Source organism: Aquirufa antheringensis, from assembly GCF_023921165.1.
In the GTDB taxonomy this organism is placed as follows: Bacteria; Bacteroidota; Bacteroidia; order Cytophagales; family Spirosomataceae; genus Aquirufa; species Aquirufa antheringensis.
Genome location: NZ_CP049835.1, coordinates 2,399,506 through 2,412,852 on the forward strand (window position 1 = coordinate 2,399,506; position 13,347 = coordinate 2,412,852).

General features: G+C 38.2%; 12 protein-coding genes and 1 tRNA gene. 7 read left to right on the top strand and 6 right to left on the bottom strand.

Translation table 11 applies throughout. From position 1 onward, the window contains the following. Nucleotides 1-107: 107 nt before the first annotated feature. The gene (locus G9X63_RS10845) at nt 108-1,124 is read right to left on the bottom strand and encodes a GntR family transcriptional regulator (RefSeq protein ID WP_252623024.1); all 1,017 of its coding nucleotides are present in this window, start codon (nt 1,122-1,124) and stop codon (nt 108-110) included. Continuing rightward, a complete protein-coding gene (rhaT, locus tag G9X63_RS10850) occupies nt 1,124-2,176 on the bottom strand; it encodes an L-rhamnose/proton symporter RhaT (RefSeq protein WP_252623025.1) in 1,053 nt (350 codons plus the stop codon). Before rhaT ends, G9X63_RS10845 begins: the two co-directional genes overlap by 1 nt. A 109-nt stretch (nt 2,177-2,285) precedes the next feature. Here rhaT and G9X63_RS10855 point away from each other — a divergent pair, with 109 nt between their 5' ends. Next, complete coding sequence (locus G9X63_RS10855; protein WP_252623026.1) at nt 2,286-4,373, top strand: c-type cytochrome; 2,088 nt, start codon at nt 2,286-2,288, stop codon at nt 4,371-4,373. Here G9X63_RS10855 and G9X63_RS10860 read toward each other — a convergent pair whose 3' ends face one another. Continuing rightward, nucleotides 4,374-4,889 (bottom strand): T9SS type A sorting domain-containing protein, encoded by a 516-nt coding sequence (locus G9X63_RS10860; protein WP_130923262.1) that lies wholly within the window; start codon nt 4,887-4,889, stop codon nt 4,374-4,376. Nucleotides 4,890-4,896: 7 nt separating this feature from the next. Then, nucleotides 4,897-6,036, bottom strand: a complete 1,140-nt coding sequence (locus G9X63_RS10865; RefSeq protein ID WP_252623027.1) for a hypothetical protein — start codon at nt 6,034-6,036, stop codon at nt 4,897-4,899. Between the two features lie 86 nt (nt 6,037-6,122). Here G9X63_RS10865 and G9X63_RS10870 point away from each other — a divergent pair, with 86 nt between their 5' ends. Continuing rightward, on the top strand, nt 6,123-7,376 hold the full coding sequence (locus G9X63_RS10870; RefSeq protein WP_252623029.1) for an NRAMP family divalent metal transporter: 1,254 nt from the start codon (nt 6,123-6,125) through the stop codon (nt 7,374-7,376). A 43-nt stretch (nt 7,377-7,419) separates the two neighbouring features. Here the strand turns inward: G9X63_RS10870 and G9X63_RS10875 are convergent. Then, a tRNA-Ile gene (locus tag G9X63_RS10875) sits at nt 7,420-7,493 on the bottom strand. Nucleotides 7,494-7,580: 87 nt separating this feature from the next. On the opposite strand from G9X63_RS10875, the gene G9X63_RS10880 reads away from it, so the two are divergent. Genes G9X63_RS10880 through G9X63_RS10900 form a run of 5 tightly spaced genes read left to right on the top strand, consistent with a single transcriptional unit; the run spans nt 7,581 to nt 12,664 of the window. After that, the gene (locus tag G9X63_RS10880; protein ID WP_130923260.1) at nt 7,581-8,825 is read left to right on the top strand and encodes an HD domain-containing protein; all 1,245 of its coding nucleotides are present in this window, start codon (nt 7,581-7,583) and stop codon (nt 8,823-8,825) included. Between the two features lie 39 nt (nt 8,826-8,864). Then, entirely contained in the window at nt 8,865-9,872 is a 1,008-nt protein-coding gene (gene lpxD, locus G9X63_RS10885) for a UDP-3-O-(3-hydroxymyristoyl)glucosamine N-acyltransferase (RefSeq protein WP_252623031.1), read from the top strand. Nucleotides 9,873-9,880: 8 nt separating this feature from the next. Further along, complete coding sequence (locus G9X63_RS10890; protein ID WP_130923258.1) at nt 9,881-11,275, top strand: bifunctional UDP-3-O-[3-hydroxymyristoyl] N-acetylglucosamine deacetylase/3-hydroxyacyl-ACP dehydratase; 1,395 nt, start codon at nt 9,881-9,883, stop codon at nt 11,273-11,275. A 10-nt stretch (nt 11,276-11,285) separates the two neighbouring features. Then, nucleotides 11,286-12,056 (top strand): acyl-ACP--UDP-N-acetylglucosamine O-acyltransferase, encoded by a 771-nt coding sequence (gene lpxA / locus G9X63_RS10895; protein WP_252623033.1) that lies wholly within the window; start codon nt 11,286-11,288, stop codon nt 12,054-12,056. A gap of 5 nt (nt 12,057-12,061) precedes the next feature. After that, nucleotides 12,062-12,664: an ABC transporter ATP-binding protein gene (locus tag G9X63_RS10900; RefSeq protein WP_252623035.1), complete on the top strand. Its 603-nt coding sequence runs from the start codon at nt 12,062-12,064 to the stop codon at nt 12,662-12,664. Here the strand turns inward: G9X63_RS10900 and G9X63_RS10905 are convergent. Beyond that, a complete protein-coding gene (locus tag G9X63_RS10905) occupies nt 12,657-13,346 on the bottom strand; it encodes an ABC transporter permease subunit (protein WP_252624880.1) in 690 nt (229 codons plus the stop codon). The genes G9X63_RS10900 and G9X63_RS10905 overlap by 8 nt on opposite strands. Nucleotide 13,347: the final 1 nt, after the last annotated feature.

The following is a 13,347-nucleotide window of genomic DNA, read 5'->3' on the forward strand; positions in this document are numbered from 1 at the left end:
TTTAAAAGGCGCTTTAATTATAATTAAGCTACAAAAATGGCGTTTTTTTTGCAAAAATGCAAAGCAAATCGGCTGTTAAATTGGAATTTTGCCAAATAAAATAAAAGTCAAAGTGAGGCGCGGGAGATAAATACAAACGGATTTGGCCATTTATTCCGCTCATTCGAAAGCACTAATTCAGCTGCTTTGCGACCTAACATTTCAAAATCCGTCGAAATCGTAGCAATACCTTCAAATAACAACCGCTTAATGGGGGTCTCGTTATAAGAAATTATCCCTATCTCTTTTCCTAATTGTAATGACTCGTTTCGAATTCGTTCTAATAAAAGTAGTAAATCATCCTCCATCACCGTAATATACACTTGACCTGCACACAAAATAACCTCATTTACAGATTCCACTACGTCATACTCAAAAGCATAATCTCGGCAAAAATTAATAAATCCTTGAACGATTTCTTTTGGATAATAACTCTGCGCCGGAAAAACGAGCCGAATCTGCTGGTAGGCGGCTACTGATTCTTTGGCTTGTTGTAGGCTTTGGTAAATATCATGTTCAAAATCTTCATACACCGCTCCAAACTTCCCTTGAATTCCGGGCAACAACTTATCCAATAAAATCAACTTCTCTTTAGGCAGTGAATTAATCAAATCAACCGCCATCTCCTCTCCTTCCACAAAATGTGGGATCAAGACCATGTGTGTATAATCCCGATCTCGGCTATCTACGATCTTTTTAAAGAGATTGAAATCATTGTTGTAAATGTAAAAATCGACAGAACCTTGGTCCCCTATCGCTTTTACAAAAGCATCATAGATGATTTTTTTGTGAACACTTAATTTATTAAAAAGAAGAAATATGCGGAGGTTTCGAGGAACTTCCTCCACTTTAATATAGAATCCCTTTCCGCGAATTGAATCGATGATACCTTGTTGCTTGAGGTAATTATAACCCTTCTCCACCGTTATTCGAGCCATATAATGCTCAAAACTCACTTCGTTAATCGAAGGCAATGATTCTCCCTTCTTTATTTTCCCTTGCTGTATACCTTCAATAATAGCATTCGCTAATTGTCGGTATTTAGGCGTGGAGGAAAATTCATCGATTTGTATCAGCTGCAACATTAGTGAATAGAATTACCGATTCCCACAATAATAACTGAAATAAGAATCACCACAATTCCACCAATAACTGTGCGCATTGTCGTAGACGAAACGCCTTTCCATTCTTTAAAATACAATCCCCAGAAATTAGAAGTCATGATGATGGTAGCCATATGCAAAATCCAGGAACTTGCACCATTTCCTAATTTACTCTCCCCCATTCCGTAAAAGAAGAATTGCAAAAACCAGGTGGTACCAGCCACTGCGGCAAAAAGGTAATTCATACGAAGAGGCGCTGAAGCATTTACATAATCACCAAAAGTCTTATTTGAGAAGTTTAAATACATACAGTAAATAAAATTAGTCAAGAATCCTCCCCATAACACCACGATAAAAATGACATTGTTTTGAAACAAGGGATCACAGCCTTTAGCCACCGCAGCGTCTGCCAAATCCTTACCTGCTTCAATGCCAAAATTAAAACAAGCAGAACAAAGTCCAGAAATCGTCGCAACGATCAAACCTTTGGTCAAACTAAACTCCTTAATTGTTTCTTGCTTTTGCTCTTGAGATAGCTCATTCTCTTTCATCATTCCTGCTTTACCGCAAAGAAAAATACCAAAAACACAAACTAAAATCCCCAATAAAACCACTTGGCCACCCGTACTTCCCACAATGTGAGAAATCGTATCACCTTCCACTCCTGCTAATTCTCGGTAAATGGGTGGAACTAAAGCACCGAAGATACTACACAAACTTAAGGCGATAGACATCCCTAAAGACATCCCTAAATAACGCATAGCTAAACCAAAAGTTAATCCACCAATTCCCCATAATAACCCAAAAACAAAAGTCCAGAAAAAGGTATCAGAATCAATCGATTGAATAATTCCCATAAAATCTGGAATGGTTAGCCAAGCCGCTACAATCGGGACAATCAACCACGAGAATACTCCCCCTACTAACCAAGCACTTTCCCAAGACCAGACTTGAATTTTACGGTAAGGAATGTAAAAAGAACCCGACGCGAAACCACCAAGGGAATGAAAGAAAAGACCTAGTATAGAACCCATATTTAATTAGTTTATAAATTTCAAAGTCAAAAGGTTTCTAATATTACCTAAAATAATGATAGATTTGGAATATCAGCTTCCGAATTTAGTTTAATAATCATCCTGAACTATGCTTAGTCACCCTAGGAAAGTACTTTATTTCATTGAATTAATTATTCTAATCATCATACTAGCCCTTAAACCTGCTGATTTTACTGATTGGGCGGCGTATTTAGGTGGTTCTGATCGCAACCACTATTCTACATTGACGCAAATAAAAGCAAATAACGTCGATCAGCTGAAAGTAGCTTGGGAATATAATCTTCCGGATTCAGGCCAAATGCAGGTAAATCCACTGATTATCCAAGGAGTCCTTTATGGAGTAAGCTCCACTGTTCAAGCTTTTGCCTTGGACGCCTCGACAGGTAAAGAAATTTGGCGATTTTGCGATCCTTTAAAAAACTGGGCCAGTACTTCGCGCGGAGTTAGCTTTTGGACAAATGGGATTGAGAAACGCATTTTATATACAGCAGGTCCTAATCTTTGGGCACTAGATGCTCAGACAGGAAAACCTATTCTTAGTTTTGGTGAACAAGGTAAAATCGATTTACACCTAGGCTTACCAGCCATTGCCTCTTCTAAATTTATTATTTCTAATACACCAGGCACCATTTACCATAACCTCATCATTATGCCAGTTCGCCTATCTGAAGGAGCTGATGCAGCCCCTGGAGATATTCGTGCCTTTGATGTATTAACTGGAAAATTAGTTTGGACCTTCCATACGATTCCCTACCCAGGAGAAAAAGGGTATACTACCTGGCCAAAAGATGCCTATTTAAACACCCATACTGGGGCTGCCAATAACTGGGCAGGGATGGCAGTCGATAACGAAAGAGGTATCCTATTTGTACCTACCGGTTCAGCAGGATACGATTTTTATGGCGGAAACAGAAAGGGGGCTAACTTATTTGCCAATTGCCTCATTGCCCTCGATGCTAAAACAGGTAAACGGCTCTGGCATTTCCAAACAACCCACCACGATCTTTGGGATCGCGATTTACCAGCCCCACCTAATTTGATCACAGTAACACACCGGGGTAAAAAAATTCCTGCAGTCGCCCAAATAACCAAACAAGGATTCGTCTTTCTTTTTGATCGGGTTAGTGGAAAACCCCTCTTCCCTATCGTTGAAAAAAAAGTAATGGGATCTGCATTAAAAGGGGAAAAAGCCTGGCTAACACAGCCCTACCCCACTTTACCAAAGCCTTACGCTAGATTATCTTCAGAAATACAGCATAACGACATTAACCCCTATTCAGAGAATAAAGAGGAATTAATCAACACCTTGGCTTCTTTAAACAAAAGCTGGCACGCAGCCCCAAGTGAAAAAGGAAATCTTATTTTACCTGGATTTGATGGAGGTGGAGAATGGGGAGGTGCAGCGGCTGACCCTAACGGTATTCTTTATGTGAATAGTAATGAAATGGCTTGGATTCAAAAGATGGTACCCACAAAAAGAAGCAGTTTAAATCCAGGTGAAAAAATTTATCAAACGAATTGTCAATCATGCCATGGCGCGGATAAAAAAGGAAACCCCTTCAGTGGTTATCCTACCTTAGTAGGCATTTCCTCAAAAAAATCAAAAACGTATATCCAGCAGATAATCAACAATGGGAAAGGGATGATGCCTGGATTCAACCATCTATCTAAAGAGGAAAAGGATCATATTCTATCATTTATCAACGACGAATTGCCTAAAGAAGTAGCTTCTAAAACTTCTAATAGCTATGTATCACCTTACCAAATGACAGGATATATCAAATTCTTAGACGCAAAAGGACTACCTGCACTCAGTCCGCCGTGGGGAACCCTAAATGCTATCGATTTAAATACAGGTAAATACGCTTGGAAAATACCTTTTGGCGATGAACCAGCGTTAGCTAAACAAGGGATCACTGGTACGGGTGCTGAAAATTATGGTGGCCCAATCGTGACGGCAAGCGGATTACTCATTATTGGTGCTGCCAAAGATGGAAAATTGCGCATCTATGCCAGTAAAACAGGAAAACTGCTACGAACAATTACCTTGCCTGCAGCAGCTTTCGCGACACCATCCACCTATGCAGTGAATGGAAAGCAATTTATTGTCATCGCCTGTGGAGGAACGAAATTAGGAACTCCTAAAGGCAATAAATACATTGCCTTTAGCCTCTAATTATTCTTTTACAATCGTAGTAGCAAAAGGTTTTCCAGCTGAAATCACGTGCAAAACATATTTGCCCACCCGAATACCAGAAAAGTCAGTAAATACAATCTCTTTAATGGGAGCCTCGTAGGTGTGTTGGTAAATAACTGAACCTAATTGATCATAAATGGCTACAAAGGTTGGTTTAGTACTAGGTGAAGAGAAACCAATCGTTAATTTATCGATAAAAGGATTGGGAAATGTGGTATAAGTAATGGGATTCTCTTCTTGCACATTTAACTTTATACCTGAAGCGGCTATGCTCCTCTCTAAAAGAGAAGGTTGCTTAAATCCTTGGCGTACGACTACTCCACCATTCGTAGATGTGCCTGTTACGGCACTTTGCTGACCAATAATTTGAGAATAATATTTACCATCTACCACCGTGGTAGCGCCTCCAGCTCCAATGGCAGAACTAATTACTTTTTGGGAATAAATCACTTGAGCAGATAAAATAAAGATAAAGGTAATTAGTGCACTTCTCATAAGATTATTATTTTAATGTTAGAATAAACTCTTTCACTGTTAAGCCTTCAAATTCAGAAAAATAATGCTCCAAATCCTCCGCACGAGCAAAACCTGAATCCTTATACAAATTATTCAAACAAGCTTTCTGCTGGCATCCTTGTTTAATCAAGTTCTTCGCAAACTGAACGCGTAAGCGGTTCATTTCATCTGTAAAACTAGTGAAAAGATAAAGTTCGAAAAAATCTCGTATTTCTCTTGTATCCTTTTGGACTAATTCCCCGAATTGATCCAAAGATAAAAACGGATCGAGAAAGGGCTTATCAAAAATATAGGTCGCATTCAAAGCTTGATCCATTTTCCACCAATACGCTTCTTGTGGATTCAAAATACGCTTAAATCGATCAGCATTTAAATATATTACTTGAGGAAAAAAATACAGCGTACAGACCATAATCATATACGATACTAATGACAAATATTTAATTTCACTAGGATGATTCAACAGTGAAATACCAAACGTATTATCTAACCAAACCCCAAAAAACACGGAACTCATTCCCACAAATACCATCCACTGAAAAAACAAAAACAACATAATCCATCTTCCTAAATTCGTTGCTTTGTAAAAATAAACTTGATTTCGCTTCAAATAATACATTCCCCAAAAGGTATAAAAACTAAGCAAAAGAGGTCTTAACACATATAAATGTGCCGCATTAATCACAAAGCCCAATTGAATACGAAACATAGAAGTCCAGTCACTAAATACCTGCCTTACCACTTCTATTTTATAGGCATAAGGAGAAACATAGTAGGGAATAGTATCAATAAAAACGAGAATAAACGGAATGAAATGCCAAAAGTCTTTACCATGTAAATGGGTAGACCCCGTTCGCAAACTTCGCAGGTAAAAATACAAAAATGGCCCAATGAGGAAATAGATGGAAGAAAAATTGCCGTATAATAGCACCGTAAATAATAAACTATGCCCTAAGGACATCGAATAAATGGTCAGGCAATATATACCAGCGATAAAAAATAAGACGGCTAAATATATATTTGGATTCGCAAATAGAGAACCTCGCGATTTCAGAAAGATGATCGAGGGCGTCATAAAACTCGTAAAAAGCGTCATGACAAAAATCGATTGAAATAGAAAAAGCATTATTAAGTGGTTAGTTTTGTATGTAATGTACTAAAATAAACTGAATCAAAATCAAAAAACGTAAATTACCAGTATCTTAAAAAAATATGAAATTAAATACAAGATTTGCGCGGTTTTGGAAATTACTAGGCCCAGGATTAGTGACAGGTGCAAGTGATGACGACCCTTCTGGAATAGCTACCTACTCTCAAGCAGGTGCAGGATTTGGCTTATCAACACTTTGGACAGCCTTAATAGCTTTCCCTTTAATGGCGGCTATTCAACAAATGTGTGCCAGAATAGGCTTAGTGACTAAACAGGGGTTAACTGGTACACTGAAAAAACATTATCCGAGACCCGTCTTATACCTGATGTTAACATTTAGCTTCCCAGCTATCGTCATGAATATAGGCGCAGACATTGCCGGTATGGGAGCTGTCGGAAATTTATTATTTCCTACCATTGACCAGAGCTATTTCAGTGTACTTTTCACTTTGGTACTTTTAGGTCTAATTATCTATTTGCCCTATGCGAAAATAGCAGCGATCTTAAAATATTTATGTATCGTTATGCTCGTCTATTTTATAGTACCATTCCTCTATAAACAAGATGTAGGAGAAATAATAACAGCGACATTCATCCCAAAAATTGAATTCACAAAAGAATACATCGCCATTTTAGTGGGTATTTTAGGCACAACCATTTCGCCCTATTTATTCTTTTGGCAAGCATCTGTGGAAGTGGAAGAAATGAATGTTCATAAAAAATTAATGGTCAATAAACGGATCATTCAGGAGATGGAACAGGATGTTGATTTTGGCATGGGATTCTCTGGATTTGTAATGTATTTTATTATTTTAACGACGGGTACCGTATTGTACAAGAGTGGTATTCATCAAATAGATACGGTAGAACAGGCAGCATTGGCCTTGAAACCATTAGCAGGCGATATGGCTTATTTACTATTTGCCGTAGGAATTATTGGAACCGGTCTCATAGCCATTCCTGTTTTAAGTGGCTCTCTATCGTATATTTTCACTGAAACTTTCGGATGGGAACAAGGATTAAATAAGAAGTTTCACGAGGCCAAAGGTTTTTACTCCATCATCGCTTTCTCTTTATTACTAGGTCTATCTTTGAATTATATAGGTATAACTCCCATTGATGCCTTGATCTATACTGCCATATTATACGGAATGACAGCACCCGTATTAATTGCAATCATACTCCATATATCCAATAATAAAGAAATAATGGGTGATAACACCAATTCAAAATTGTCAAATGTACTAGGCTTCACTGCTTTAATCATTATGACATTAGCAGCAGCTGCCCTACTCTATTTCGAATTTATGGCATAAAAAAAACCATACTCCCTTATCAAGAGTATGGTAAAAAAAAGAGTGGACCAGCATGGGCTCGAACCATGGACCCCCTGATTATGAGTCAGATGCTCTAACCAACTGAGCTACAAGTCCGCATTGTACATCCATTTCTGGAATTCAATGTGTGACAAAATTAAGGAATACTAACCTTTTTAGCTAAATTTCGGAAAAGAATCTCCCATGTACCCGACTAAAATTATTAATGATCCGATTTATGGTTTTATAAAAATCAATAATCCATTAATTCTTGAACTAATTGACCACCCTTATTTTCAGCGACTTAAACGCATTAAGCAATTAGGTTTAGCTGAATTTGTTTATCCAGGAGCACATCATACCCGTTTTCATCATGCTTTAGGTGCCATGCACTTAATGGATCAGGTCCTAGATAACTTAAAAGCTAAGGGGTATTCTATATCCACGCAAGAGCGAGAAGCTGCAGAAATCGCCATTTTATTACATGATATTGGACATGGTCCATTTTCACATGTGTTAGAATACACGTTGCTAAATGAGGTTAAACATGAAGATGTCTCCACTTTATTGATGGCTAAATTAAACCAGCATTTTAGTGGCAAACTAAGTCTTGCTATCGAGATTTTCGAAAATAAATATCCACGTAAATTCTTTCATCAATTAGTCTCCTCTCAATTAGATGTGGATCGCCTTGATTATTTAAGCAGAGATTCCTTTTATACGGGTGTTCGTGAAGGATTTATTGGATCCGAGCGTCTATTAAGCATGATGGACTTGAATAATGAACAATTAGTCATTGAAGAAAAAGGAATCTATTCGACAGAAAATTTCTTGATGGCTCGGCGATTAATGTACTGGCAGGTGTATTTGCACAAAACAGCCATCGCCGCAGAAACCATGTTAATTCAAATTTTACGCCGAGCTAAATTCTTAATTTCTGAGGGTCAGAAATTACCCTGTTCTAGCCCATTGAAAACATTTCTAAAAAGCACTTACACCTGGGAGGAGTTTTCCACTAAAGAAAGTCTATTAATAGCCTTCACTGAATTAGATGACCACGATGTTTGGGCAGCTATTAAAGAATGGAAAAACGCGAGTGATAAAATTCTAAAGCATTTATGCACCCACTTTTTGGCCAGAAAATTATTTACCTGCAAATTAGGCTCCCAACCTCTTCCTAAAGCTAAAAGAGTGGAAATTGAAGAGAATATCAAACGCGAATATGGGATTACAGATGATGAATTATCCTACTTTGTGGTAGAGGGTTCCACTTCAAATGCAGCTTATGTTCAGGGAGATAATACGATTAAGATGGTCGACAAACAAGGTCAAGTAGTCGAGTTACTTGAGGCATCAGATTTACCGACCATACAAGCTTTAAGTAAGATTGTAAAAAAATACTACTTTTGTTGTCCAAAGAGCGTATATTTGCAAGGAGAATTGAGCTAAAGGAATTCTATTAGCCATAATTTAACATCGTTTGACCGAATGAAATTTACTGTTGATCAAATAGCCCAATTAATACAAGGAACAGTAGATGGCGATGGTTCAGCAAGTATAACGACGTTTCATAAAATAGAAGAAGGGAAATCAGGTAGCATTTCTTTTTTAGCAAATCCTAAATACGAATCGTATTTATACCAATCAAAAGCTACTGCGATCATCATTGCAGCTGATTTAGTATTAAAAGAAAAGCCTTTAGCAACCTTAATTAGAGTAAAAGACCCTTACTCAGCTTTCACAATTCTTTTACAAAAATACCAAGAGTTTAGCAGTGTCAAGGAGACAGGTATTCAACAACCTAGCTATATAGCCGAAGATGTAAAAACAGGTTCAAACCTCTACTTTGGAACATTTTCAAGCATTGGAAAGGGCTCTAGCATAGGTAAAGACACCTATATTGCAGCACATGTCACGATTGGGAATAAAGTGACCATCGGTGATAATTGTATGATTTATCCAGGTGTTGTGATCTATAATGATACGGTCATCGGAAACAATTGTACTATCCATGCGAATGCAGTGATTGGTTCGGATGGATTTGGTTTTGCACCACAAGCAGATGGGACTTTCTCTACCATTCCTCAATTAGGAAATGTCGTTTTAGAGGATGGGGTTAGTGTAGGAGCAAATTCGACAATCGATCGTGCCACCATGGGGTCAACATTGATTAAAAAAGGCGTTAAAATTGACAATTTGGTACAAATTGCACATAATGTGGAAATTGGCGCAAATACGGCTATTGCAGCTCAAACAGGTGTATCTGGTTCGACTAAAATTGGCCAAAACTGTTTGATCGGCGGTCAAGTAGGAGTAGCTGGCCATATCAATATTGCAAACAAAACCATCGTAACCGCCCAATCTGGAGTAACTAAAACAATTCGTAAAGAAGGTCAAGTATTAGGAGGAACGCCGGCCTCCCCTAACAGTGAATATTTGAAGCGTAATGCCTTATTACGTCAATTACCAGACTTATTAAAACGATTAGAATCTTAAAAACGCGTATGAACAATAAGCAACATACTATTACCAAAGCTGTAACCCTATCTGGTGTAGGTTTACACACTGGCGTAGTTGCCAACCTGACTTTTTTACCTGCTCCTGCTAATCATGGGATCAAATTCCAACGTGTGGATTTACCAGGTCAACCTATAGCAGATGCCGATGTAGATTACGTCGTTGATACCTCTCGAGGTACGACTATTGAGCACAATGGAGCTCGTATTAATACGGTAGAACACGTTTTGGCCGCACTTGTTGGCCTTGAAGTAGATAATATATTAATACAACTAGATGGTCCGGAGCCTCCGATTATGGATGGTAGTTCTATCAAGTTTGTAGAGGCCTTAAAAGAGGCTGTTCTTTTAGAGCAAGATGCCCACCGAAAGTTCTTTGAACTAACAGAAGAAGTAAGGTATAAAGACTTAGAAAACGGAATTGAATTAGCTGCCTTACCATTAAACGACTACCGAATGGCGGTGATGGTAGATTATAATTCCAAATTTCTTTCCAGCCAACACGCGAACCTGAGCCACGTTTCTCAATTTGAAAAAGATTTTTCCATGTGCAGAACCTTCTGTTTTGTGCACGAATTAGAAGTTTTATATAAAGCGGGTTTAATTAAAGGTGGAGACCTAAATAATGCTATTGTTATTGCAGATAAAGACTATTCTGAATCGGAATTAGCCCATTTGTCAGAAGTGTTAGGTAAACCTAAGATCTCTGTTTCTAAAGAAGCAGGCATTCTAAACAATACAAACTTGCATTTCAATAATGAAATGGCTCGCCATAAGTTATTGGATTTAATGGGAGATCTAGCTTTAGTGGGTCGCCCGATAAAAGCTCAAATTTTAGCATCGCGTCCCGGTCATGCCTCTAATGTAGAATTAGCTCGTAAGATCAAGAAATTGATGTTAGACGCAGAGAAGAACAAAGTACCTACGTACGATCCGAAACAACCTCCTATTTTCACTCACGAACGCGTATACGAACTTCTACCGCACCGCTACCCATTCCAAATGATTGATAAAATCATTTATTTGGATGACAATAGTGTGGTGGGTGTGAAGAATGTGACGATGAATGAAAACTATTTCATGGGTCACTTTCCAAACAATCCAGTTATGCCAGGAGTTATGCAGGTAGAAGCGATGGCACAAACAGGAGGTATCCTTGTATTGAGCTCAGTGGATGACCCAGAGAATTATTGGCCTTACTTAGTAGGTATTGAAAACTGTCGCTTTAGAAAGAGTGTTATTCCTGGAGATACGATCATCTTTAAATGCGAACTTCAGGCCCCTATTCGCAGAGGTATCGCTAAAATGATTGGTAAGGCTTACGTAGCTGGTCAGGTAGTTTGTGAAGCAGAAATGACTGCTAGTTTAGTTCGTAAATCGTAAGATTTTATATATGATTCATCCATCAACTCATATTGATTCCAAAGCTAAAATCGGAGCTAATGTTAGCATCGATGCATTCACTTCTATACATCAAGATGTTGAAATAGGTGAAGGCACATGGATTGGTTCAAACGTAACCATTTATCCTGGTGCCCGCATTGGTAAAAATGTGCGTATTTTCCCAGGAGCCGTTATATCTGCCATTCCACAAGATTTGAAATTTGGGGGCGAAACAACAACCGCTGAAATCGGTGACAATTCAACCATTCGGGAATGTGTGACGATTAACCGCGGAACTTCAGACAAGATGAAAACGGTCATTGGCAGAAATTGTCTTATAATGGCCTATGTTCACGTAGCTCACGATTGCTTTATCGGAGACAATTGCATTCTAGCGAATGCCGTGCAAATGGCTGGACACGTTACAGTAGGAGATTATGCCATTATCGGAGGATCGACGGCCATACACCAGTTCGCTACCATCGGACAACACGTGATGATTTCAGGTGGTTCATTGGTAAGAAAAGATGTACCGCCTTTCACGAAGTCAGGTCGAGAACCACTTTCTTACGCTGGTATTAATTCAGTAGGATTGCGTCGTCGTAATTACACAGATGAGCAAATAAGTATCATCCAAGAAGCTTATCGATACTTATACCTTAAAGGATTAAATACGAATGCAGCCTTAGCTGAAATTGAAGCACAATTACCTAATACTACGGAGAGAAATGAAATTGTAGATTTTGTTAAAAATTCCGAACGAGGGATTATGAAAGGTTAAAACCGATGGAAATTCTTGTTCAAAATCTTTCTAAAAAATTCAGACAGGAATTTGTCATCCGTCAATTTAACTATACTTTCCAATCCAGAAATTCCTACGCTATTACGGGCCCGAATGGATCAGGTAAGTCCACCTTGCTTCAACTACTGGCCCAATTCACACTTCCTAATACAGGGACGGTAGAAATGTCTGGGGTGGATCCAGACTTAGTCTACTCACAAATTACCTATGCAGCTCCCTACGTCGAGTTGATTGAAGAATATACCTTAGCAGAACACCTCGAGATTCTCTCGAAAAACAATTACCTACCCTCCTCTATTACATTAGAAACGTTAGAACGATTCATCGATCTACAACCTGGTCGATACAAATTAATCAAGAATTATTCTTCTGGTATGCGTCAAAAAATAAAATTAGGCTTTGCTCTTTTGTCGGAAAGACCTGTTTTATTATTAGATGAACCTACGACTAATTTTGATGAACAAGCGAAGAATTGGTTCTTTGAGCGTTTAGAACAACAGCGGAACAAATTGATCATCATAGCCTCTAATGAGGCTAGAGAAATCAATTTTTGTCAAGAAAAAATTTCGATTCAAGAATTTAAGTAAGGAAGCGTAGTCTAACACGCGTAAGCCCCAAGAAAAGCAATAAAAATCCTCCCAAATAGAGTAAATCGCTAAAACTAAGAACTCCCATACTCATGCGATGATAATGGGTGGACAAATCAAAAGGGGATAAACCTAATTCCAGAGACCCTTGCCAAAAGATAAAATTCAATACCAATCCCAAGATAAAAGCTACTGGCTGCTTATTACTTAGACTAGATGCCAATAACCCAATGGCTATAAAACACAGATTCAATAGAAGAAGCGCAACATATCCACCAATAATAAGAGAAGAATCATAATTGAAGGTAGGGAAACCCAAGAGGGCAATCGTTTGAATAAAAATAACACTTGGAAAGAGAGTACAAAGGACGATAACTGCCAAAGCACCATATTTAGCCATTAAAATCTGAGTAGTCGTTATTGGTAAAGAACGAAGTAACTGAAATGTTCCTCGATCAATCTCTTCAGAAAAAGTATTCATAGAGAGCGCAGGAATAAAAAACAGGAAAAACCAGGGACTTAAATCAAAAAATACAGTTAATTCAGCAAATCCATAATCCAGCACATTCCCATCGATCACCCAAACATAAACACCCATTAATATAAAAAAAGACGAGATGGTTCCCCAGCCCATCCAAGAGCTAAAAAAAGCCAACACGTCTTTCTTTAAAAGAGTAAACATC

Bases quoted from the DNA above. Each gene is read 5' to 3' on its own strand.
- G9X63_RS10845 (WP_252623024.1), bottom strand. From the start codon at position 1,124: ATGTTGCAGCTGATACAAATCGATGAATTTTCCTCCACGCCTAAATAC.
- rhaT (WP_252623025.1), bottom strand. From the start codon at position 2,176: ATGGGTTCTATACTAGGTCTTTTCTTTCATTCCCTTGGTGGTTTCGCG.
- G9X63_RS10855 (WP_252623026.1), top strand. From the start codon at position 2,286: ATGCTTAGTCACCCTAGGAAAGTACTTTATTTCATTGAATTAATTATT.
- G9X63_RS10860 (WP_130923262.1), bottom strand. From the start codon at position 4,889: ATGAGAAGTGCACTAATTACCTTTATCTTTATTTTATCTGCTCAAGTG.
- G9X63_RS10865 (WP_252623027.1), bottom strand. From the start codon at position 6,036: ATGCTTTTTCTATTTCAATCGATTTTTGTCATGACGCTTTTTACGAGT.
- G9X63_RS10870 (WP_252623029.1), top strand. From the start codon at position 6,123: ATGAAATTAAATACAAGATTTGCGCGGTTTTGGAAATTACTAGGCCCA.
- G9X63_RS10880 (WP_130923260.1), top strand. From the start codon at position 7,581: ATGTACCCGACTAAAATTATTAATGATCCGATTTATGGTTTTATAAAA.
- lpxD (WP_252623031.1), top strand. From the start codon at position 8,865: ATGAAATTTACTGTTGATCAAATAGCCCAATTAATACAAGGAACAGTA.
- G9X63_RS10890 (WP_130923258.1), top strand. From the start codon at position 9,881: ATGAACAATAAGCAACATACTATTACCAAAGCTGTAACCCTATCTGGT.
- lpxA (WP_252623033.1), top strand. From the start codon at position 11,286: ATGATTCATCCATCAACTCATATTGATTCCAAAGCTAAAATCGGAGCT.
- G9X63_RS10900 (WP_252623035.1), top strand. From the start codon at position 12,062: ATGGAAATTCTTGTTCAAAATCTTTCTAAAAAATTCAGACAGGAATTT.
- G9X63_RS10905 (WP_252624880.1), bottom strand. From the start codon at position 13,346: ATGTTTACTCTTTTAAAGAAAGACGTGTTGGCTTTTTTTAGCTCTTGG.